Raw genomic sequence first — 21,252 nt, forward strand, 5'->3', positions numbered from 1 at the left:
CTCCTTGGGCTGGGGGCCAGTCAGGACGACTTGCGCACGCGCAGGTACCACTCGCACAGCAGGCGCACCTGCTTGGCCGTGTAGCCCTTGTCGACCATGCGGTTGACGAAGTCTTCGTGCTTCTTGGCTTCGTCGGCACTGGCCTTGGCGTTGAAGCTGATGACCGGCAACAGCTCTTCGGTGTTGCTGAACATCTTCTTCTCGATCACGGTGCGCAGCTTTTCATAGCTGGTCCACAGCGGGTTCTTGCCGCCGTTGTTGGCACGGGCCCGCAGCACGAAGTTGACGATCTCGTTGCGGAAATCCTTCGGGTTGGCAATGCCCGCCGGCTTCTCGATCTTTTCCAGTTCTGCGTTCAGCGAGCCCCGGTCGAAGATCTCGCCCGTGTCGGTGTCGCGGTACTCCTGGTCCTGGATCCAGTAGTCGGCGTAGGTCACATAGCGGTCGAAGATGTTCTGGCCGTACTCCGAATAGCTCTCCAGGTAGGCCGTCTGGATCTCCTTGCCGATGAACTCGGCATAACGGGGCGCCAGCATCTCCTTGATGTAAGCGATGTACTTCTGCTCGACCTCGGCCGGGAACTGCTCGCGCTCGATCTGCTGCTCCAGCACGTACATCAGGTGCACCGGGTTGGCGGCCACTTCCTGGCTGTCGAAGTTGAACACCTTGGAGATGATCTTGAAGGCAAAGCGCGTGGAGATGCCGCTCATGCCTTCATCGACACCGGCGTAATCGCGGTACTCCTGGATGGACTTGGCCTTGGGGTCGGTGTCTTTCAGGTTCTCGCCGTCGTACACCTGCATCTTGCTGTAGATGCTGCTGTTTTCGGGCTCCTTCAGGCGCGTGAGCACCGCAAACTGCGACATCATCTTGAGCGTGCCCGGGGCGCAAGGCGCCTGGCTCAGTGACGAGCCCCGCACCAGCTTCTCGTAGATCTTGACCTCTTCGCTCACGCGCAGGCAGTACGGCACCTTGACGATGTAGATGCGGTCCAGGAAGGCTTCGTTGTTCTTGTTGTTGCGGAAGGCCTTCCACTCGCTCTCGTTGCTGTGGGCCAGCACCACGCCGTCGAACGGGATGGCGCCAAAACCTTCCGTGCCCTTGAAGTTGCCTTCTTGCGTGGCCGTCAGCAGAGGGTGCAGCACCTTGATGGGCGCCTTGAACATTTCCACGAATTCCAGCAGGCCCTGGTTGGCCAGGCACAGGCCACCCGAGTAGCTGTAAGCGTCGGGGTCATCTTGTGCGTAGGTTTCGAGCTTGCGGATGTCGACCTTGCCCACCAGCGAGCTGATGTCCTGGTTGTTTTCATCGCCCGGCTCGGTTTTGGCAATGCCGACCTGCTTGAGCACGCTGGGGTAGCGCTTGACCACGCGGAACTGGCGGATGTCGCCACCGAACTCTTCCAGGCGCTTGACGGCCCAGGGGCTCAGGATGCGCTGCAGGTAGCGGCGCGGGATGCCGTATTCCTTTTCGAGGATGGGGCCGTCTTCACCCGGGTCGAACAGGCCCAGCGGCGACTCGTTCACGGGCGAGCCCTTGATGGCGTAGAACGGCACCTTCTCGGCCAGCACTTTCAGGCGCTCGGCGATCGAGCTCTTGCCGCCACCCACCGGGCCCAGCAGGTAGAGGATCTGCTTCTTTTCTTCCAGGCCCTGAGCGGCGTGGCGGAAGTAGCTCACCACCTGTTCGATGGCGTCTTCCATGCCATAGAACTCCTGGAAGGCCGGGTAGATCTTGATGACCTTGTTGGTGAAGATGCGCGACAGCCGCGGGTCATTGCGGGTGTCGATCATCTGCGGCTCACCGATGGCCTGCAGCATGCGTTCTGCAGCGGTGGCATAGGCCGTCTTGTCGTTCTTGCAGATCTCGAGGTATTCCTCGAGGCTCATTTCTTCTTCGCGTGTGCGCTCGTAGCGGGCGGCGAAGTTGCTGATCACGTTCATGCGGGCCTCCGGACATCGAACTCAAAGGTTGATGCACGTCGGTTGGCCGCCGCCAGATCACGCTGGTGGGGATGCCAACCTGTGCATCGCCATGTCACCAAAGATCGATCAATTCAGCTGCGAGGCAAGGGCCGATGAGGCCTGGTTTCCGAGCCTGTTTCAATGCCTCGGACGGCTGAGTTGTTGTGACTATCTTGCACCTTTTTTGGCCCTCGCGTGCGGTGGCGGCACAACATTCCCCACAAACGTGAAAGCTGCCCTTTACACGCCCCCTTGAACAGGCGTCAGACAGCCCGAGGCCTTGGGGTTGCCACCAGGGCTCAGGTGTTGCTGGTGGCGCGCACTTCTTCCATGCCGGTGATGCCCATCAGCACCTTCTCGATGCCGTCCTGGCGCAGGGTCTGCATGCCGTCGAACAAGGCCTGGCGTTGCAGCTCCTCAGCCCGGGCACCGGTCTGGATCAGGCGTCGCAGCTCGCGGGACACCACCATCAGTTCGTGGATGCCCGCACGGCCCTTGTAGCCCGTGTGGTTGCAGTGCGGGCAGCCCGGGCTGTGGTACTTCATGAGCCGCCCTTCCCGCCCGAACTGAGCCTGCCAGCGCGCCATCAATGCCTGCGCATCAAAGCGCTCCGGGTCGGGCGGGCACACGTGCAGGAAGTCGGCCAGCAGGGTCTGAGCCTCTTCGTCGGGCATGGGCTCGCTGACCCGGCACTGGGTGCACAGGCGGCGCACCAGGCGCTGCGCCAGCACCACCAGCAGCGAGTCGGCGAAGTTGAACGGGTCCATGCCCATGTCGAGCAGGCGGGTGACGGTTTCGGGGGCGCTGTTGGTGTGCAGCGTGGACAGCACCAGGTGGCCTGTCAGCGAGGCTTCCACGCCCATGGAGGCGGTTTCGGCGTCGCGCATTTCGCCCACCATGATCACGTCGGGGTCGGCACGCAGGAAGGCGCGCAGCGCCTTGGCAAAGGTCCAGTCAATCTTGGGGTTGACCTGCACCTGACGCAGGCCGGGCTGCGTGATTTCCACCGGGTCTTCGGCTGTCCAGATCTTGCGCTCAGGCACGTTGATGAAGCTCAGCGCCGAATGCAGCGTGGTGGTCTTGCCCGAGCCTGTGGGGCCCACGCACAGCACCAGGCCATACGGGCGCTCCATGGCCGCCTTCAGCCGCTCCAGGTTCCAGGGGCTCAGGCCGATCTTGTCGAGCGGCAAGGGCTTGGCCGACGCCAGAATCCGCATGACCACGTCTTCCAGGCCATTGTTGGTCGGGATGGTGGCCACACGCAGCTCGATCTTGTGCTGCGGCACGAACCTGGCGAAGTTGATCTTGCCGTCCTGCGGCTTGCGGCGCTCGGAGATGTCCAGGTCGCACATGATCTTGACCCGGGCGATCACCGCGGTGCGGTAGTTGTGGGGGAGCTCCAGGTAAGGCACCAGGGCGCCGTCTTTGCGGAAGCGGATCTTGACCTTTTCCTTGCCGGGGTAGCTCTCGATGTGGATGTCGGAAACACCCTGCTGGTGGGCCTCGATGATCATGGTGTTGATCAGGCGCACCAGGGAGTTGTCGCTTTGCTCGATGGCACGCTCTTCTTCGACACCCGACTCGCGCCCTTCAAGCTCCAGGCTGGCGATCAGGGCGCTGGAATCTTCGCCTTCGAGGTCCAGCTGCACCGCAGGCAAGGCGGGCTTGCCTCCGCTGTCCAGTGACAGGTCGGCGCCGATGCGGGCGTAGGCCTCGTACAAGGCTGCGTCCATCTGCTGCCGGTGCTCGGCTAGCACAGGCACGATCTTGCACTGCGTGATGAACGCCAGCTCGTCAATGTGCTTGCGCTGGCTGGGGTCTTCCAGGGCCACGATCAGCGAGCCTTCGCGCAACAGCAGCGGCATGGCCTCCAGCCTCGCAGCCACGGCATACGGCAGCTTGCGCAGGGCCTCGGCCTCGACCGGGAACTTGCCCACGTCGACCACGGGGTAGCCCATCTTGCGAGCCAGGGCCATCTTCAGGTCCTGGCGCGAGACGAATTCGAGCTGGATCAGCACCTCGCCCAGGGGCACGCCACGGTCGCGCTGCTGCTGGGCCAGGGCATCGTCCAGCTGGGCCTGCGTGACCAGGCCCAGGGCCAGCAAGGCCTCGCCGATGCGCACCATGGGCATGCGCTTTTGCTGGGAAATGGCCACCAGCAACTGCTCGGGGTTGACGACCTGCGACGACAGCAGGATGTCACCGAGCTTTTGCGTGCGCATGTGCTGCTGCACCTCCACCGCGCGGGCCACCTGCTCGGGCGTGACCACCTGGCTGGCCACCAGCACCTCGCCGATGCGCCCGCCCAGGTCGGCGTGGGTGTAGGCGTCACGGGGCACGAACAGGCGCTGCACGGCACCGTCGGTGCCCTCGGGCGGGAACAGGAACAGGCCGAAGCCCAGCTCCACATGCCCGACCGTGAGGCCCTCCAGCACCTGGCCGTCGCTCAGGTTCAGGGTGTAAGGGGTGCTGCTGCGGTGGCCCAGCAGCTGGCCCAGTTCGGCATTGCCACCATCGGTCAGGCGCAAGGGTTTCAGGGGCCGGGTCAGCAGCATGCTGCGGAAATGCCGAAACCGCAGCGGCACCGTGGTGCGTGAAGGAGGAAGCTGCACGTGGGCCAGCTGCTCTCGCGGCTCGAACAGGGCCAGGCGGCCACTCATCTGCTTGCCATTGAGGCCCTCGATTTCGCAGGGTTCGTGTTCGATCTGCTCGCTGGGCGGCGCGTATGTGGCAAATGGCGGCGTGGGCCACAGGAAGGCGCCGTCATCGGCGGTGTACACCTGCACATCGGCCGGCAAGGCAGCCGACGCCGACAGGGTGTCGGTGTCGTCCAGGGGAGGCAGGGGTGGCAGGTCAGGCATGGGGCTCTCCGCACGGCACGAGCACCCCTGCCCTTCGGGCATGGCAGACGCACGTCCGCGATGCTTGCCATGCTATGAAAGGCCAGGCCGATCAGGTCGGCACAAATGCACGCCCGACCCCGCCCATTTCAAAAGGGTCCGATCAGAAGTCGCGTGGGCGGAAATCGATCTGCATGACCGGCGGCACCTTGCCGCGCTCGTCCAGTGGCAGCACCTCGGTGCGGTCGACGGCGCGCAGCACCGCGTCGTCCCAGGCGGTGTTCCCGCTGCGGGTGATCAGGCGGCGGCCGATGATGCGGCCGTCCGGGGCGCACCGCACCTCGACCGTGGCCAGAGGGTTGCCGGCCACCTCGTCGGTGAAGACGATGTTGGGCTTGATGCGCGCCTTGATGCGACCCGCATAAGCCGCGCTGGGCCCGGCAGAAGGCGTACCCTCGCCACCCAGGTCGGCCATCAGGCTTTTCAGGCGGGCCTGACGCTCGCGTTCGAGCTGGGCACTGCTGGGGCCTGGTTCTGACTTGGCTTGCGCCTTGACGGCCTCTTTGGCAGCCTCTTTGGCGGGCTCTTTGACGGGCTTCGGGGTTTCCTTGGCGACCGGCTTGGGTGGCTCCTTCGCCGGCTCTTTCACCGGTTCAGGCTTCTTGCGCGCCTCTTCCAGCTTCTTCTTGAGCTGGGGCGGGTCGGCCTCGAACACTTCCTTGGCCGGCTTTTTCTTCTCGGGCTCGGGCTTGCGCTCGACCTGGATGTCGGCCGGCTTGGGTGGGGGCGCAGGGGTTGGCGCGGGCGCCGGTGGCGGGGGGGGTGGCACGGGGGCGGGTGCCGGTTCAGGTGCCGGCGGTGGGGGCACCACGGGCGCGGTCTCCACCCGGGCAGCGGGTTGGGCCGCGACGGGCACCTCGGCCCACACTTCGGCCTCGACCACGTCCTGCGGCTGAGTCTTCCAGCTCATGTGCAGCATCAGGCCCACCGCCAGCAGGCCATGGGCGGCCAGCGCCATCAGCAGGCCCTGACGCCAGCCTTCCTGCACCCGGGGGCGCAGGATGTCAGGAGGGGAAGCCACCGCGACGCTCATGCAGGCTCAGCCTCCGGTGGTGCGCACGGACAGACCCACACGGGCCACACCAGCCTTCTGCAGCAGGTCCATCACCTTGACGACCACCTCGTAGCGCACGTCCTTCTTGGCCGAGATGATCACCGGGGCGCTCTGGGCGCCCCCTTCGGTGCGGTCTTGCTCGTCCTTCACGCGGGCTGCGATGTCTTCCATCGGCAGCTGGCCCGAGGGCTTGCGGTCGATCACCAGCTTCAACTCGGTGTCTGATTCGACCAGCACCTCGATGACCTTGTCCGGGGCCTTCTGGGCCTTGCCCATGGTCGGCAGGTCGACCACCCCCGTGGGCAGCAAGGGGGCGCTGACCATGAAGATGATGAGCAGCACCAGCATGACGTCGATGAACGGCACCATGTTGATTTCGGCATTGGTGCGGCGACGTCGCCCGCCGCGGCCCATGAGCTGTGCCATGCGTGCCCCTTCTCAGCGCGCCGTGCCCACGCCGCGGCTTGCGTCGGGGGTGGCCATCATGGCGTTGCGGGCCAGGATGTTGGAAAACTCTTCCTGGAAGGTTTCCAGCTGGATGGCGATGCGGTCGATGTCGCGGCCGAAGCGGTTGTAGGCCAGCACGGCCGGAATGGCCGCGAACAGGCCGATGGCCGTGGCCACCAGGGCCTCGGCGATGCCGGGAGCCACCGTGGCCAGCGTGACCTGCTGCAGGTTCGACAGGCCGGTGAACGCATGCATGATGCCCCACACGGTGCCGAACAGGCCCACATAAGGCGAGACCGAGCCCACCGAGCCCAGGAAATCGAGGCGGGCTTCCAGCAGGTCCATCTCGCGCTGGTAGCTGGCGCGCATGGCGCGGCGGGCGCCTTCCAGCAGCGTGGGCACATCGGCCACTTTCTTGTCGCGCAGCTTCATGAACTCGCGCATGCCGGCGGCGAACATGCGCTCTTGCGGCGAGGGCGGGCCGTCGCCTCGGGTGGCGTCGCCGTAGAGCTCCTGCAGGGTGCGACCGGCCCAGAACTCGCGGTCGAATTCCTCGTTGTCGGCCTTGACCTTGCGCAGGCCCATGGCCTTGCTGAAGATGATGGTCCAGCTGGCCAGTGACACGCCCAACAAGAGCGCCATGACGATCTGGACCACCACGCTGGCCTGCATCACCAGCTGGATGATGGACAAATCCTGGTTCATGGGTTCAAGCCTTTCTTGTTCGAGGGTTCATTGTGGCGCATGGCCCGCAGGGTTCTGCGCGCCGGGCTGCGCCTGAAGCTGCGCCAGCAGGTCGGCCGGCATGCGGGCCGGGCGCAGGCTGCCGTCGGCCGCCCTGTTCACCCAGCCGATGCGGATGTGCCCCTCGCACAGCAGGGTGTCACCGCGCCAGGCCTGCTGGAACACCGCCATGCTGGCGCGGCCCACTTCACCGAGCTGCACAGTGACGCGCAGGCTGTCGTCGAGCACGGCCGGTTGCAGGTACTTCACGCGGGTCTCAGAGACGACGAACATGCCGCTGCCGGCCTGCCGCAAGGCTTCCTGGCTGGGGCCCCGGCTACGCAGCCATTCGGTGCGCGCGCGTTCGAAAAATTTCAGGTAGTTGGCATAGAACACCACGCCGCCGGCGTCGGTGTCTTCCCAGTACACGCGCACAGGCCAGCTGAAATCGGCCGGTGCCGCCCCTTCGGCGAGGGCGTCGGGGCCGCTGGGCATGCGTGTGTTCTCCATGGCCCGAACTCTACCAAAGCAGTGCCTCCAATCGCGGGGGTGGGGCATGTTTCGCGGGGCAAATCCGGGGGCCGTGCGACCGGCGGCTGCATTAGATTCCCCCAGTTAGAGAAGGATTCCTGCATGCCCAAGCCCCAGTCCACCCTAGTGATGAGCAAGATCGTCAAGTGCGGCGCCACCTGCGAGCGCCAGTACCTGACCGGGGTCGACGTGTTCAACACCCACACCGGCATCCCCGTGACGCTGGTCTACCCCAAGGGCCTGGACGTGGCCCGACTGGAAGCCGGCCTGGTGCGCGAAGTGGCCCGCCAGCCCGTCATGGCCGGTCGCATCAAGACCGATGAACAGGGCATGGCCTACATCGACGGCAACGACGGCGGCCTGGCCCTGCGGGTACACCGCGTCAAGGGCCGCATGCCGAACTTCGGGCCTGATTGCCACATGGCCAAAGACCTCAAGCACTTCGGTCGGGTCATCTTCCCCTGGAGCGTGGTCAACAAAGACGTCTCGCTGTTTCACATCGACGTGCACCAGTACGAATGTGGCGGCGCGGTGCTGTGCATCACCGGCATCCATTCGCTGTATGACGGCTCCAGCTTCTGGAAGTTCATGCTGGACTGGGCCAAGGCCACCCGCGGCGAGCCCACCGAGCCGCCTGATTTCGACCGCTCGATCATGATCAGGATCGGGCAGGAACACATCAATGACCCGTTCGACACCGGCCTGGTCTACAGCGCGGGCTTCTGGCAGCGCCTGAAGCTGTACTGGGGCTTTGCCTGGCAGGCCCTCACGGCCCTGGACAAGGGCGTGTTCCGCATCCCGGCCAGCACCATCGACCAGTGGAAGGCCCAGGCCAAGGCCGAGCTGCCACCCGACCACCCCGGCGTGAGCACGGTCGACCTGGTCACCCTGCACGTGATGAAGGAAATGTCGCCCGTGATGTGGTGCGACAAGGACCGCTTCATCGGCATGGTGATCGACCTGCGCTACAAGCGCCGCCTGCGCCTGCCGCGCGACTACTACGGCAATGCACTGGGTCAGGGCGAGGTGCGCTACACCAAGCGCGAGCTGGAGACCGAATCGCTGGCCCAGCTGGCCGCGCGTTGCAAGGTGCCCTCCGAGACGGTGTCGGACAAGGTGTTCTTCGGCTTCCTGGGATTCATGGAGCGCATGCGCCAGGAAAAGAAGTGCCACACGCTGATGATGAAGAACGCGGTGGACACCATCGAGGCCGGCGTTGTGCTGAACAACTGCAGCCACTTCCCCACCTACGACATCGACTTCGGCACCGGCAAGCCCAGCTGGCACGACAACGCCCAGGTGGTCTACCGCATGATCATGCTGTGCCCCACCCCGCAGCAAGATGGCGGCATCGACGTGCACCTGACCGCGCGCAAGAACGAGGTGGCCGTGTTCAGGAAACTGTACGGCTGAGGCCCTTCACGGCCCTTCACGGCCCTTGGGACCATGAAAAAAGGGGCGCATGAAGCGCCCCTTGGGTTTTTTTCGGCCAGGTGTCAGCGCTTGCGCACCACCACCGAGCCCACCGAATAACCGGCACCGAAGGAGCAGATCACGCCCAGGTCGCCCTGTTTCAGGTCACCATGGTGCTCATGGAAGGCGATGATGGAGCCGGCCGACGCGGTGTTGGCGTAGGTGTCCAGGATCAGGGGGGCCAGGTCGGCCGTGGGGTCGCTGCCCACCAGCTTGCGGATCACGAACTGGTTCATGCCCGAATTGGCCTGGTGCAGCCAGAATCGGCGCACCTGGGTGGGCTCGAAACCCAGCTGCTTGAGGTGACCTTCGATGTGGGCGGCGGCCACCGGCACCACTTCCTTGAACACCTTGCGGCCTTCCTGGCGGAAGGTCTTGTCGCGGGCGTTGGGGTCGCTGTCTTCACTGCGGTTCATGAAACCGAAGTTGTTGCGGATGTTGTTGGAGAACTGCGTGGCCAGCTGGCTGCCCAGCACTTCCCACTGGTCGTTCGAGGTGGCCGTGTCGGCACGCTCGAGGATCATGGCCGTGCACACATCACCGAAGATGAAGTGGCAGTCGCGGTCTTTCCATTCCTGGTGGGCCGAGGTGATCTCGGGGTTGACCATCAGCACGCACTTGGCCGAACCGGAGCGGATGGCGTTGATGGCCTGCTCCATGGCGAAGGTGGCGGCCGAGCAGGCCACGTTCATGTCGAAGCCATAGCCCTTGGCACCCAGGGCCTGCTGGATCTCGATGGCCATGGCCGGGTAGGCGCGCTGCATGTTGGCCGACGAGCAGATCACGGCGTCCACATCGGAGCCCTGCTTGCCGGCGGCGGCCAGGGCCTTCTTGGCGGCGTCGACCGCGATCTCGGCCATCAGCGAGAGCTGGTCATCGCCGCGCTCTTCGAAGCGCGGGTGCATGCGGTGGATGTCGAGGATGCCTTCCTTCTCGATCACGTAACGCTGCTTGATGCCCGAGGCTTTCTCGATGAACTCGACGCTGGAGGGCGACAGGGCGGCCACGGTGCCAGCTTCGATCTCGGCCGCATGGTCGGCGTTGAACTTGGCCACGTAGGCGTTGAAGGAGGCCACCAGCTCTTCGTTGGTGATGACGTGCGGAGGCTGGTAGAGACCGGTGCCGCTGATGACAACTGAAGTCATGGGAAATCCTGTGAAGCCTGGGCGCCAGGCGCCCGATCAAGCCGCGTATGGTACGGGCAAGCCGCACCCAGCGGCGTCAGGGATCCCCACATGAACGGCCCAAACCAAGGGATAACCCTCAGAAATCAGCACCCCGAACGCAAGAAATGACAAGACCACTTGTCACATCAGCCAGGTCGGGCCAGCTCAGGTGCTCGGCATGCAGGCACAGGCGCTCCGCTTCGGCAAAGGCATCGGGGCCGTAGAGCGGGTCGCCGACGATGGGGTGACCGATGGCCAGCAGGTGCACGCGCAACTGGTGCGTGCGGCCCGTCACGGGCTCCAGCGCCACCCGAGTGCGCCCTTGAGCCAGGTCGCGCGCCAGCACCTTGAAGCGGGTCAGCGAGGGCTTGCCGGTGTCGGGGCACACCTTCTGCATGGGACGGCGCGGCCAGTCGGTGATCAGGGGCAGGCTGATCTCGCCTTCGTCGGGCTCGACCAGGCCGTGCACCAGGGCCACATACTGTTTGGTGACCCGGCGATCACGGAACAGGGCACTGAGGGTGCGCTGGGCCTCGTCACCCCGGGCCAGCATCACCAGGCCCGAGGTGGCCATGTCCAGCCGGTGCACGGTTTGCGCCTCGGGGAAGCGGCGCTGCACGCGGTGGATCAGGCAGTCCTGCCGGTCATCGCCCCGACCCGGCACCGACAACAGGCCGGCAGGCTTGTGCACCACCAGCACCTGCGCGTCTTCGTGCAACAGCTCCAAACCGGCGTCGGGCGGGGGGTGGTAGGCCACCTCCGGCGTGAGCGAGGGCGGTGAGCCCGCCGGGCGCAAGGGCTGCTCAGACATCACGCAAGCCAGCCAGGGTTCAGGACCGCGCCGCGTAACGGCGCGCCATCACGGCACACACGAACAGCTGGATCTGGTGGTAGATCATGATCGGCAAAATCAGCACCCCCATGGCGGCCGAGCCCCCGAACAGCAGCTTGGCCATGGGCATGCCCGAGGCCAGGGTTTTCTTGCTGCCGCAGAACACGGCCACGATCTCGTCTTCCACGTCGAACTTCATCTGGCGGGCCACCCAGCGGGTGAAGGCCAGCATGGGCAGCAGGAACAGCAAGGCGCCCGCCGTGGCCTGCAGCAGGAGTTGAGGGCCGTGCCGGGTCCACAGGCCGTCGGCCACCGAATCGCTGAAGGCGGCCCACACCAGCAGCACGATCACCCCGCGGTCGAACACGGTGGTGACAGGCTTGATGCGGCTGAAGAAACCACCCAGCACCGGGCGCAACAGGTGGCCCACCACGAAGGGCAGCAAGAGCATCTGGGCCACCTTCAGCATGGTGGCACCCACATCGAGCTGCTGCACCCCGCCCTGCCCCAGCACGCCCGAGGCCCCGATCACCAGGCTGACCAGCAAGGGTGTGAGGAACACACCCAGCAGGGTCGACAAGGTGGCGTTGAGCACGGCGGCGGCCACATGCCCACGCGCCAGGGCCGTCATGGCCACCGACGACGACACGGTGGAAGGCAGCACAGCCAGGTAGAAAAAGCCCATCAGCAGGTCATGCGAGATGTGCCGCCCCAGCAGCACGCTCCACAGTGCCCACCACAGGGGAAACAGCACATAGGTGCAGCTTTGCACCAGCAGGTGCAGCTTCCAGCGCGTGGCACCCGCCTTGAGGCTGTCGGTCGACAGGCCCATGCCGTGCAGGAAGAACAGCAGGAACACGCCCACGTCGGTGACGGTGCCCAGGTGCAGCACGCCGTCGCTGCGCCCCCAGTCGGGCGCCACAGAGGCCAGGCCGACAACCGCCACCATGGCCAGCAGGAACCAGTCGATGGCGCCGCGGGCCGGGCGCAGGCGTGGCAGGGGTCGCATGGAGCGGCGCATGGGAGAAACTTCAGGCAGAAAACCCGTTAGGGTAGCGCATGCCCTCCATTTCAAGCGCATGCCCATGGCCGAAGCCTTCAAACACCTGATCGGCGCCCACACCGTGGCCGAGGTGGGCCACCACCTGAAACGTGTGTGGCCAGCGTTCGACCGGCCTGCATTCGAGCGCCAGGCCCTGGCGGACCTGGACACGCTGGAATTCAAGGCCCGGGCCGTGCACCTGGGAAACGCGCTGGCCAGCCACCTGCCGCCCGATTTCGAACACGCCACCGCCGTGCTGGTGGCCAGTCTGAAAGCCGTGCCTCCACCCGCGCACCACCACGACCCCGATGCCGAACTGGGGCAATTGCAGACCGACGCCACCGGCGTGGCCGGCTGGGCCCTGTGGGCTTACGGCGATTTCGTGGCGCGGCACGGCCAGGCCCATGTGCCGCAGGCCCTGATCGCCCTGCACGCCATCACCCAGCGCTTCACGGCCGAATTCGCCATCCGGCCCTTCCTGGTGAACCACCCGGAAGCCGTGCTGGCCGTGTTGCGGCAATGGCAGCATGACCCCAGCGCGCATGTGCGCCGCCTGGTCAGTGAGGGCAGCCGCCCCCGCCTGCCCTGGGGCTTGCGGCTGCAGGCCCTGGTGCAGGACCCCACCCCCACCCTGCCCCTGTTGCGCACCTTGCAGGACGACCCCAGCGAGTACGTGCGCCGCAGCGTGGCCAACCACCTCAACGACATCGGCAAAGACCACCCCGGTGTGCTGGTGCAGTGGCTGCAGGAGCACCTGCCCGGTGCCCCCATCACCCGGCAGCGCCTGCTGCGCCACGCCAGCCGGCACCTCATCAAAGCGGGGCATCCTGGGGTGCTGCAGGCCTGGGGGCTGGGCCTGGGCTTGCAAGGGCACGCCACACTCCAGGCCGCACACCCACAGGTACAGATAGGGCAAAAACTGCCGATTCACATCCGGGTCCACGCCTCACCCGACGCGCCCGTCCAATCCCTGGAGGTGGACTACCGGGTACACCACATCAAGGCCGACGGCAGCACCAGCCCCAAGGCATTCAAAGGCAAACGCATCACACTGCCGCCAGGCGAGACCGTGGCCTGGCAGAAGCTGCACAGCTTTGTGCCCGTGAGCACGCGGGTGCTGCGCCCGGGCCTGCACCGCATCGACCTGCAGGTCAATGGGCAGCTTGTGGCCGAGACCGAAGTGCTGTTGCTGGACGTCCAAGTCTGAGCGCCCAGGTCTGGGCATTCAGCCGGTGGCGATCACAGGGCTGCCGCCACCGCCGCCTGGGCCTTGTCGTCAAAGCCCACGGCCAGCACCCCCCCTGCGCGCTCGATCACCGGGCGCTTGATCACGCTGGCCTTGTCGAGCATCAGGGCACGGGCACTGGCGGCATCCACCACCGCGGCCTTGGTGGCCTCGTCCAGCTGGCGCCAGGTGGTGCCCTGGCGGTTCACCAGTTTCTCCCAGCCCACCGCCGCGATCCAGGCATCCAGCCGGTCGGCCGGCACACCCTGCTTCTTGTAATCATGGAACTGATGAGCCTGCCCCTGGTCGTCGAGCCAGGTGCGCGCTTTCTTGACGGTATTGCAATTGGGGATGCCGTAAACGATCAGGGCCATGGTGAAAAGCATTCAGTGGAGAGACTGCACAAGTTGCACCCCACACTGTCGCACAAGGCTGTCAGGCCCCTGGCCTCAGGGGGCTTGCTCGGTCACGCCAGATGCCTGTGCCTCCAGCGCCCGCCACTCGTCATCGGTCCAGAGGCGGGTGCGGGCCACGAAGTGGTGCCCGTCGGCGTCTTCCAGCGAAAAAGTGCCCAGGCTGCCAGGCGACACGTCCAGCGTCAGTTGCACGCCCATCAGGTATTCGCACTGCGACAGGCTCACATGAAACGGCACGCCGCTGACCCGCCCCAGCAGGCGGTCGTCCGGCATCAAGGTCATGTCCCCCTCGGCGTAGCACATGGGGGCACTGCCCTCGCAGCACCCACCGGCCTGGTAGAAAAAAATGGCGCCGTGGCGGGCCTTGAGCTGCTCGATCAGCGCCAGCGCCTGGGGCGTGGCGGTCACACGGTCGATCATGCGCACTCCAGATGAAAAAAAGGGGGGCTCGTGGCCCCCCGAAGAGATGGCGCTCAGGGTTGGAGAAGCGCCATCCAGACACTCGATCCAGGGAGACAGTCAGCCGATCAGAAAAAGCCCAGCTTGTTGGCGTCGTAGCTGACCAGGATGTTCTTGGTCTGCTGGTAGTGGTCCAGCATCATCTTGTGGGTCTCGCGGCCAATGCCCGATTCCTTGTAGCCGCCGAAGGTGGCGTGCGCCGGGTAGTGGTGGTAGCAGTTGGTCCACACGCGACCGGCCTGGATGCCCCGGCCGAAGCGGTAAGCGCGGCTGCCGTCGCGGGTCCACACGCCAGCGCCCAGGCCATACGGCGTGTCGTTGGCGATCTGCATGGCTTCGGCCTCGTCCTTGAAGGTGGTCACGGCCAGCACGGGGCCAAAGATCTCTTCGCGGAAGATGCGCATGCCGTTGTGGCCCTTGAACAGCGTGGGCTGGATGTAGTAGCCATCGGCCAGATCGCCGCCCAGCTGCGCACGGTCGCCACCGATCAGCACCTGCGCGCCTTCGTCCTTGCCCACCTGCAGGTAGGACATGATCTTGTCCATCTGCATGCTCGAAGCCTGCGCGCCCATCATGGTCTCGGTGTCCAGCGGGCTGCCCTGCTTGATGGCGGCCACGCGCTGGAGCACCTTCTCGATGAAGCGGTCGTAGATCGATTCGTGGATCAGGGCGCGGCTCGGGCAGGTGCACACCTCGCCCTGGTTGAAGGCGAACAGCACCATGCCTTCGATGGCCTTGTCCAGGAAGGCGTCGTCAGCGGCCATCACGTCTTCGAAGAAGATGTTGGGGCTCTTGCCGCCCAGCTCCAGCGTGGCCGGGATCAGGTTGGCCGCCGCGGCCTGGCCAATGATCTTGCCGGTGGCCGTCGAGCCCGTGAAGGCGATCTTGGCGATGCGCTTGCTGTTGGCCAGCGGCATGCCGGCTTCGCGGCCCATGCCGTTGACGATGTTCAGCACGCCCGGGGGCAGCAGGTCGGCGATCAGCTCGGCCAGCACCAGGATGCTGATGGGCGTGCTCTCGGCAGGCTTGAGCACCACGCAGTTGCCGGCACCCAGGGCCGGGGCCAGCTTCCAGGCGGCCATCAGGATCGGGAAGTTCCAGGGGATGATCTGACCGACCACGCCCAGCGGCTCGTGGAAGTGGTACGCGATGGTGTTGCCGTCGATCTCAGAGATCGAGCCCTCCTGCGCCCGCAGGCAGCCGGCGAAGTAGCGGAAGTGGTCGGCCGACAGCGGGATGTCGGCGTTCAGGGTTTCGCGGATGGGCTTGCCGTTGTCCACGGTCTCGGCATAGGCCAGCTTCTCGACGTTGGCCTCGATGCGGTCGGCGATCTTGAGCAGGATGTTCGAGCGCTCGGTGGGCGAGGTGGCGGCCCACTTGTCCTTGGCGGCGTGGGCAGCATCCAGCGCCAGCTCGATGTCGGCCTCGGTCGAACGCGCTGCCTGCGTGAACACGCGGCCATTGATCGGGGTGATCACGTCGAAGTACTGACCTCCCACGGGGGCCACGAACTTGCCGTTGATGAAGTTGTCGTAACGGGTCTTGAAGGCAACGGGGGCGCCCGCGCTGCCGGGGGTGGCGTAGATCATGTGGGTCTCCTGTGAAGGTGCTCAGCGGCACAGACCCTTTCCATAGCGCACAGGGCGTGCCATCTGGGGTTTCACCTGATCTGCGCACACGCTTGCCTGGGACGCCCCCTCCACCCCACCCACCCCGGTTGTGCCAGAGGTGTCACCCGAGACACCCATTGCGTGACACATCGCGCAGAAAAGTGACGGTGTCACGTTCTGACACAGTGGGAACCCGCAGGCGCCCCCCATGAATCGGGGAGATACTTTCTTCCGCACTGCAGACCGCGGCCAAATGAACAAACGCTGGGCACTCGAGGGACAACCATGCACCTGATCCAACCGAACCGCTTCGACCAACTCCGCGAGGCCCGCCGTGGCCTCCTGGAAGACGGCGTGGTGCCGGCCGGTCTGGTCGACGACGTGGTGTCGCGTTCCTGGACCCGCAGCCAGATGGCCGGCCTGTCGCCCACCGAGCCGCCCATGGCCCCCCCGGTCAGCAGCGGAGCCGAACTGCGCCGAGCCCTGGCCCGCGAGTACGACTTCCTGTCGCATGCCCGCCCGGTCATGGAATTCCTGTTCGACCAGATGCGCGACAGCGGCGCCATGGTCATCCTGGCCGACGCCCAGGGCATGCTGCTGCACAGCCTGGGCGATGCCGAGTTCCTGCAACGCGCCGAACGCGTCTCGCTCTGCCCTGGGGCCCTGTGGCGCGAGGAATACCGCGGCACCAACGCCATCGGCACCTGCATCGTCGACCAGACCCCCACCGTCATCCAGGGCGGCGAGCACTACCTGGAGCGCAACGGCTTCCTGACCTGTGCGGCCGCCCCTGTCATGGCCCCTGACGGGCACCTCAAGGGCGTGCTCGACATCTCGGGTGACCAGCGCGGCTACCACCCACACACCTTCGCGCTGGTGCGTTCGGCCACCCGCATGATCGAAGACCGCCTCTTTCACGCGCGCCACGCCAACGACCAGCTGCTGCGCCTTCACCCGCACGTGGAAGGCCTGGGCGGCGTGGGCGAAGGCCTGCTGGCCGTGACCGAAGACGGCTGGGTGATGGGCGCCAACGCGGTGGCCCAGCAATGGCTGAGCCTGTCGGCCAGCCAGATCGGTGCCGTCACCCTCGACCGCCTCCTGGGCCCGCAGGCCCAGCGCCTGCTGAACCTGCCCGCCACCGGCACGCCCACCCGCGTGACCACCATGAACGGGCAGACCCTGTTCGCCCGCGACGAACCCGACCGCCGCCGCCGCATCTGGGCCGTGGCCAATGCCGCCGAGACCGACGACCGAGGCGCAGCGGGCCGGCCAGGCGGCAGCACCGCCACCGCCCTGCCCGTGCGCCCCGTGCGCAGCCACCGCCCCAAAGACGATGTGCGGCTGAGCAAAGCCCTGGCCCGCGCCTTGCGCGTTCAGGCCCAAGGCATCCCCGTGCTGCTGCAAGGCGAATCGGGCACCGGCAAGGAGGTGTTTTCTCGCCAGCTGCACCGCGAAGGTGACCGCGGCAACAAGCCGTTTGTGGCCGTGAACTGCGCAGCACTGCCCGAAACGCTGATCGAAGCCGAGCTCTTCGGCTACGTGGGGGGTGCCTTCACCGGCGCACGGCGCGAGGGCTCACCGGGCCGCATCCGGCAGGCCGAAGGTGGCACCCTGTTCCTCGATGAAATCGGCGACATGCCCCTGGCCCTGCAAGCCCGCCTGCTGCGGGTTCTGCAAGACAAGTGTGTGGTGCCCGTGGGCGGCTGCCACCCGGTGCCGGTCGATTTCGTCCTGGTGTGCGCCACCCACCGCAACCTGCGCGAGGCCGTGGCCCAGGGCGAGTTCCGAGAAGACCTGTTCTGGCGCATCAACGGCCTGACGGTGCAATTGCCCGCCCTGCGCGAGCGCGGCGACATGGTCGAGTTGATCGACGACATGCTGCACAGCCTGGCCCACGACATGAAACGCCACGAAGTGCCTAGCCTGGCCGACGAGGTGCTGCAGGCCCTGCAGCAGCACCCCTGGCCCGGCAACCTGCGCCAGCTGCACGCCGTGCTGCGCACCGCCTGTGCCCTGCTGGGCCCGCATGACAGCGAACTGCACTGGGAACACTTTGGCGAGGACCTCTGGGACGACGTGTTCTCGCGCCCCATCCGCGCCGACGACGCTCTGGACGACCGGCTGGCCGCCCAGGCCCGCCAACAGGCCGCGCTGACGGCTGCCCCAGGCCCTGAATCGGCGCCTGAAACCAACCTGCGCCGCCTGTCGAACAGCGCCATCGAGCGCGCCATCCGCGACAGTGACGGCAACATGACCCAGGCCGCCCGCCTGCTGGGCATCAGCCGCAACACGCTGTACCGTCGCATCAAGCAAATGAGCACGCACTGAGTGAGCACGCGTTGAACAAGGCGGTCCGGGGCCGCCTGTTCGGCGCCGGCAGGCGGTACCATCTCGGGCATGAGCACGTCTGCCCCCCTCCACGCCAACGCCGACCCTCAGGAGCTGGCCAAGTTCAGCGAACTGGCCCACCGCTGGTGGGACCCTGAGAGCGAGTTTCGCCCCTTGCACCAGATCAACCCCTTGCGCCTGGACTGGATCGACCAGCACGTGGGCCTGGCGGGCAAGAAGGTGGTCGACGTGGGCTGCGGCGGTGGCATCCTGGCCGAATCCATGGCCCGCCGCGGTGCTGATGTGCTGGGCATCGACCTGGCCGACAAGGCCCTGAAGGTGGCCCAATTGCACGCCATGGAAGCCGGTGTGGCCCACCTGACCTACCGCTCGGTGGCGGTCGAGACCCTGGCCGCCGAACAGTCGGGCCTGTACGACGTGGTCACCTGCATGGAAATGATCGAACACGTGCCAGACCCTGCCTCGGTGGTGCGCGCCTGCAGCGAGCTGGTCAAGCCGGGCGGCTGGGTGTTCTTCTCCACCCTGAACCGCAACCTGAAAAGCTTCCTGTTTGCCATCGTGGGCGCCGAGTACGTGCTCAAGATGCTGCCCAAGGGCACGCACGAGTACGGCAAGTTCATCAAGCCGGCCGAACTGACCCGCTGGACCCGCGATGCCGGCCTGAACGCCGTGGAAATGAAGGGCCTGGAGTTCAACCCCCTCACCCAGCGCTACTGGCTGTCAGGCGACACCAGCGTGAACTACATGATCGCCTGCCGCAAGCCATGAGCACCCCTTCTGAAGGCGCTGCAGGCCACCCCTCGGGGGTGACCGGCCAAATCGAGTGGCCTGCGCCCGTGCAGGCCGTGCTGTTTGACCTCGACGGCACCCTGGCCGACACCGCCGGCGACCTGGGCGGCGCCGTGAACGTGCTGCGGGTGCGCGAGGGCCTGCCGCCCATGGCGCTCGACCTGCTGCGCCCACACGCGTCGGCCGGCGCACGCGGCCTGCTGGGCGTGGGCATGAACCTGTTCCCGGGCGACGAGCGCTACGAGGCCATGCGCCTGGCCTTTCTGGACGCTTACCTGCTGTGCCTGGCCGACACCACCGCCTTGTTCCCTGGCATGACCGAGGTGCTGAACACCCTGGAAACGCGTGGCCTGGCCTGGGGCGTGGTGACCAACAAGCCGCACCGCTTCACGGTACCTGTCATGGAAGGCCTGGGCCTGATGCAGCGCTCGGGCACCACCATCAGCGGCGACACCACGGCACATGCCAAGCCCCACCCCTTGCCCTTGTTGACCGCCGCCGAGCAACTGGGCGTTGACCCGGCCCGCACGCTGTACGTGGGCGACGACCTGCGCGACATCCAGGCCGCCCAGGCCGCCGGCATGCCCAGCGCCGCGGCCGCCTGGGGCTACCTGGGCACGGCCCATGAGGTGCACAGCTGGGGCGCCAGCGTGATCTGTCAGCATCCGCTGGACCTGCTGCGTGTGATCTGACGCGCCTGATCTGAGCTGAGTCAGCGCCCCCTGCCAGGCCGGGGCTCAGGAACGCAAAAGGCGCCCGAGGGCGCCTTTTGCATGCCACGGCGGCAAGCTCAGGACGAGCGGCCGTAGTTGTCCTGGAAACGCACGATGTCGTCTTCGCCCAGGTAGCTGCCCGACTGCACCTCGATGATCTCCAGCGGAATGGCGCCAGGGTTCACCAGGCGGTGCACGGTGCCCAGCGGGATGTAGGTGGACTGGTTCTCCGACAGCAGCAGCACCTTGTCGCCCACCGTCACTTCGGCCGTGCCGCTGACCACGATCCAGTGCTCGGCACGGTGGTGGTGCATCTGCAAGCTGAGCGACGCCTTGGGTTTGACCATGATGCGCTTGACCTGGAAGCGCGGGCCCATGTCGATCGAGTCGTACCAGCCCCAGGGGCGGTGCACCCGGCGGTGCAGGCTGCCTTCCGTGCGCTCGGCCGACTGCAGCTTGGCCACCACGTGCTTGACGTCCTGGCTGCGGCTGCGATCGGCCACCAGCACGGCGTCCGGCGTTTCCACCACGACCACATTGTCCAGGCCCACGGCGGCCACCAGGCGCGAAGTGGCGTGCACCAGGGTGTTGCGGCTGTCCTGGATCAGGCCATCGCCTTCCACGGCATTGCCTGCCTCGTCATGGCCACTGACCTGCCACACGGCATCCCAGGCGCCCAGGTCGGACCATCCGGCGTCCAGCGGCACCATGCGCACGCTGAACCCGGCATCAGGCTGGCGGGGGCACTGCTCCATCACCGCGTAGTCGACCGACTCGGAGGGCACCTTCAGGAACTCGGCCTTGCCCGGGCGCACGAACACCTCGTCGGTGGTGCGCACGTCGAACGAAGCCTGGGTGGCTTCAGCGATGTCCGGGCGGAACTTCTTCAGGGCCGCCAACCAGCGCGAAGCGCGCATCACGAACATGCCGCTGTTCCAGTAGTAGCCACCTTCGGCCAGATAGCCCTGAGCGGTGGCCAGGTTGGGCTTTTCAACAAAGGCCTGCACGGTGCCAGCGCCATCAGCGGCCAGATCGGAGGCCTTGATGTAGCCGAAACCGGTTTCCGGGCGATCGGGCGTGACGCCCAGAATCACGATGTCGCCTTGTGCCGCCACGCGAATGGCCGTCTGCAAGGCGGCGGTGTAGGCCTCTGGCCGGGTCACGGTCTGGTCGGCCGGGGTGACCACCAAGATGGGGTCCTGACCACCGGCCATGGCCTGCAGGGCCGCCAGGGCCACCGCCGGGGCGGTGTTGCGACCCGCGGGCTCCAGCAGCAAACTTTCAGGGGCAGACTTGAGTTCGCGCAGTTGGTCCAGCACCAGGAAGCGATGCTCCTCATTGCCCACCACACAAGGGGCCGCCACGGCGATGTCTTGGGACGCCAGCGACTGAAGCCGAAGATGCGCCTGCTGGAACAGGGTCTGAGGGCCGTTGAGCGCCAGGAACTGCTTGGGGTAAAGCGCCCGGGACAGAGGCCACAGGCGAGTGCCCGAACCACCGGCCATGATCACCGGCAAAACAGCAAAAGCATTCATTCCAACCACCTTGAATTCAATGTC

Annotated in this window: 18 protein-coding genes; 5 read left to right on the forward strand and 13 right to left on the reverse strand. The window is 66.2% G+C overall.

From position 1 onward, the window contains the following. Positions 1 to 20 precede the first annotated feature (20 nt). The 6 genes from EYS42_RS01820 to ybgC all read right to left on the reverse strand — a co-directional run bounded on the left by EYS42_RS01820 (position 21) and on the right by ybgC (position 7,598). The gene (locus EYS42_RS01820; protein WP_130966149.1) at positions 21 to 1,943 is read right to left on the reverse strand and encodes a PrkA family serine protein kinase; all 1,923 of its coding nucleotides are present in this window, start codon (positions 1,941 to 1,943) and stop codon (positions 21 to 23) included. 320 nt (positions 1,944 to 2,263) lie between these two features. Next, entirely contained in the window at positions 2,264 to 4,825 is a 2,562-nt protein-coding gene (locus EYS42_RS01825; protein WP_425358853.1) for a GspE/PulE family protein, read from the reverse strand. 142 nt (positions 4,826 to 4,967) lie between these two features. Then, positions 4,968 to 5,897, reverse strand: coding sequence for an energy transducer TonB (locus tag EYS42_RS01830; RefSeq protein WP_130966150.1), 930 nt, complete (start codon positions 5,895 to 5,897; stop codon positions 4,968 to 4,970). Positions 5,898 to 5,903: 6 nt separating this feature from the next. Next, entirely contained in the window at positions 5,904 to 6,344 is a 441-nt protein-coding gene (locus EYS42_RS01835) for a biopolymer transporter ExbD (RefSeq protein WP_130966151.1), read from the reverse strand. A gap of 12 nt (positions 6,345 to 6,356) precedes the next feature. After that, complete coding sequence (gene tolQ, locus EYS42_RS01840; RefSeq protein WP_130966152.1) at positions 6,357 to 7,070, reverse strand: protein TolQ; 714 nt, start codon at positions 7,068 to 7,070, stop codon at positions 6,357 to 6,359. 27 nt (positions 7,071 to 7,097) lie between these two features. Next, positions 7,098 to 7,598, reverse strand: a complete 501-nt coding sequence (gene ybgC / locus EYS42_RS01845) for a tol-pal system-associated acyl-CoA thioesterase (protein WP_425358854.1) — start codon at positions 7,596 to 7,598, stop codon at positions 7,098 to 7,100. Positions 7,599 to 7,721: 123 nt separating this feature from the next. Between ybgC and EYS42_RS01850 the strand changes: the two genes are divergently transcribed. Then, on the forward strand, positions 7,722 to 9,032 hold the full coding sequence (locus EYS42_RS01850) for an acyltransferase (protein WP_130966154.1): 1,311 nt from the start codon (positions 7,722 to 7,724) through the stop codon (positions 9,030 to 9,032). A gap of 83 nt (positions 9,033 to 9,115) precedes the next feature. Here the strand turns inward: EYS42_RS01850 and EYS42_RS01855 are convergent, their stop codons facing one another. The 3 genes from EYS42_RS01855 to EYS42_RS01865 form a co-directional block, all read right to left on the reverse strand. Then, positions 9,116 to 10,237, reverse strand: coding sequence for a beta-ketoacyl-ACP synthase III (locus EYS42_RS01855; protein ID WP_130966155.1), 1,122 nt, complete (start codon positions 10,235 to 10,237; stop codon positions 9,116 to 9,118). A gap of 118 nt (positions 10,238 to 10,355) precedes the next feature. Beyond that, the gene (locus EYS42_RS01860; protein WP_130966156.1) at positions 10,356 to 11,069 is read right to left on the reverse strand and encodes a pseudouridine synthase; all 714 of its coding nucleotides are present in this window, start codon (positions 11,067 to 11,069) and stop codon (positions 10,356 to 10,358) included. A 19-nt stretch (positions 11,070 to 11,088) separates the two neighbouring features. Continuing rightward, the gene (locus tag EYS42_RS01865) at positions 11,089 to 12,111 is read right to left on the reverse strand and encodes a bile acid:sodium symporter family protein (protein WP_207301085.1); all 1,023 of its coding nucleotides are present in this window, start codon (positions 12,109 to 12,111) and stop codon (positions 11,089 to 11,091) included. Positions 12,112 to 12,175: 64 nt separating this feature from the next. Here EYS42_RS01865 and EYS42_RS01870 point away from each other — a divergent pair, with 64 nt between their 5' ends. Then, positions 12,176 to 13,339 carry a DNA alkylation repair protein gene (locus EYS42_RS01870; RefSeq protein WP_130966157.1) on the forward strand — a complete coding sequence of 388 codons (1,164 nt, stop codon included), beginning with the start codon at positions 12,176 to 12,178 and terminating at the stop codon, positions 13,337 to 13,339. 32 nt (positions 13,340 to 13,371) lie between these two features. On the opposite strand, the gene EYS42_RS01875 is transcribed toward EYS42_RS01870, so the two are convergent. The 3 genes from EYS42_RS01875 to exaC all read right to left on the reverse strand — a co-directional run bounded on the left by EYS42_RS01875 (position 13,372) and on the right by exaC (position 15,821). Continuing rightward, a complete protein-coding gene (locus tag EYS42_RS01875) occupies positions 13,372 to 13,731 on the reverse strand; it encodes an ArsC family reductase (protein WP_130966158.1) in 360 nt (119 codons plus the stop codon). 75 nt (positions 13,732 to 13,806) lie between these two features. After that, positions 13,807 to 14,193, reverse strand: coding sequence for a DUF779 domain-containing protein (locus EYS42_RS01880; protein WP_130966159.1), 387 nt, complete (start codon positions 14,191 to 14,193; stop codon positions 13,807 to 13,809). 107 nt (positions 14,194 to 14,300) lie between these two features. After that, positions 14,301 to 15,821, reverse strand: coding sequence for an acetaldehyde dehydrogenase ExaC (gene exaC / locus EYS42_RS01885; protein WP_130966160.1), 1,521 nt, complete (start codon positions 15,819 to 15,821; stop codon positions 14,301 to 14,303). A 306-nt stretch (positions 15,822 to 16,127) separates the two neighbouring features. Here exaC and EYS42_RS01890 point away from each other — a divergent pair, with 306 nt between their 5' ends. From EYS42_RS01890 to EYS42_RS01900, 3 genes are all read left to right on the forward strand, one after another. Further along, the gene (locus EYS42_RS01890; protein ID WP_130966161.1) at positions 16,128 to 18,170 is read left to right on the forward strand and encodes a sigma-54-dependent Fis family transcriptional regulator; all 2,043 of its coding nucleotides are present in this window, start codon (positions 16,128 to 16,130) and stop codon (positions 18,168 to 18,170) included. Positions 18,171 to 18,239: 69 nt separating this feature from the next. Then, complete coding sequence (gene ubiG / locus EYS42_RS01895; RefSeq protein ID WP_130966162.1) at positions 18,240 to 18,959, forward strand: bifunctional 2-polyprenyl-6-hydroxyphenol methylase/3-demethylubiquinol 3-O-methyltransferase UbiG; 720 nt, start codon at positions 18,240 to 18,242, stop codon at positions 18,957 to 18,959. After that, complete coding sequence (locus EYS42_RS01900; protein ID WP_130966163.1) at positions 18,956 to 19,672, forward strand: HAD family hydrolase; 717 nt, start codon at positions 18,956 to 18,958, stop codon at positions 19,670 to 19,672. The genes ubiG and EYS42_RS01900 overlap by 4 nt, the downstream gene beginning before the upstream one ends. Positions 19,673 to 19,770: 98 nt before the next feature. Here EYS42_RS01900 and EYS42_RS01905 read toward each other — a convergent pair whose 3' ends face one another. Then, positions 19,771 to 21,228: a mannose-1-phosphate guanylyltransferase/mannose-6-phosphate isomerase gene (locus EYS42_RS01905; RefSeq protein WP_245503459.1), complete on the reverse strand. Its 1,458-nt coding sequence runs from the start codon at positions 21,226 to 21,228 to the stop codon at positions 19,771 to 19,773. Positions 21,229 to 21,252 lie beyond the last annotated feature (24 nt).

This window comes from Aquabacterium lacunae, from assembly GCF_004310865.1.
Classification (GTDB): domain Bacteria; phylum Pseudomonadota; class Gammaproteobacteria; order Burkholderiales; family Burkholderiaceae_C; genus Aquabacterium; species Aquabacterium lacunae.

Coding starts and splice junctions, on each gene's coding strand:
- EYS42_RS01870 (WP_130966157.1), top strand. CDS start 12,176: ATGGCCGAAGCCTTCAAACACCTGATCGGCGCCCACACCGTGGCCGAG.
- ybgC (WP_425358854.1), bottom strand. CDS start 7,598: ATGGAGAACACACGCATGCCCAGCGGCCCCGACGCCCTCGCCGAAGGG.
- EYS42_RS01820 (WP_130966149.1), bottom strand. CDS start 1,943: ATGAACGTGATCAGCAACTTCGCCGCCCGCTACGAGCGCACACGCGAA.
- EYS42_RS01825 (WP_425358853.1), bottom strand. CDS start 4,825: ATGCCTGACCTGCCACCCCTGCCTCCCCTGGACGACACCGACACCCTG.
- EYS42_RS01850 (WP_130966154.1), top strand. CDS start 7,722: ATGCCCAAGCCCCAGTCCACCCTAGTGATGAGCAAGATCGTCAAGTGC.
- EYS42_RS01880 (WP_130966159.1), bottom strand. CDS start 14,193: ATGATCGACCGTGTGACCGCCACGCCCCAGGCGCTGGCGCTGATCGAG.
- tolQ (WP_130966152.1), bottom strand. CDS start 7,070: ATGAACCAGGATTTGTCCATCATCCAGCTGGTGATGCAGGCCAGCGTG.
- EYS42_RS01900 (WP_130966163.1), top strand. CDS start 18,956: ATGAGCACCCCTTCTGAAGGCGCTGCAGGCCACCCCTCGGGGGTGACC.
- EYS42_RS01865 (WP_207301085.1), bottom strand. CDS start 12,111: ATGCGCCGCTCCATGCGACCCCTGCCACGCCTGCGCCCGGCCCGCGGC.
- EYS42_RS01835 (WP_130966151.1), bottom strand. CDS start 6,344: ATGGCACAGCTCATGGGCCGCGGCGGGCGACGTCGCCGCACCAATGCC.
- EYS42_RS01890 (WP_130966161.1), top strand. CDS start 16,128: ATGCACCTGATCCAACCGAACCGCTTCGACCAACTCCGCGAGGCCCGC.
- EYS42_RS01875 (WP_130966158.1), bottom strand. CDS start 13,731: ATGGCCCTGATCGTTTACGGCATCCCCAATTGCAATACCGTCAAGAAA.
- EYS42_RS01905 (WP_245503459.1), bottom strand. CDS start 21,228: ATGAATGCTTTTGCTGTTTTGCCGGTGATCATGGCCGGTGGTTCGGGC.
- EYS42_RS01855 (WP_130966155.1), bottom strand. CDS start 10,237: ATGACTTCAGTTGTCATCAGCGGCACCGGTCTCTACCAGCCTCCGCAC.
- EYS42_RS01830 (WP_130966150.1), bottom strand. CDS start 5,897: ATGAGCGTCGCGGTGGCTTCCCCTCCTGACATCCTGCGCCCCCGGGTG.
- exaC (WP_130966160.1), bottom strand. CDS start 15,821: ATGATCTACGCCACCCCCGGCAGCGCGGGCGCCCCCGTTGCCTTCAAG.
- EYS42_RS01860 (WP_130966156.1), bottom strand. CDS start 11,069: ATGTCTGAGCAGCCCTTGCGCCCGGCGGGCTCACCGCCCTCGCTCACG.
- ubiG (WP_130966162.1), top strand. CDS start 18,240: ATGAGCACGTCTGCCCCCCTCCACGCCAACGCCGACCCTCAGGAGCTG.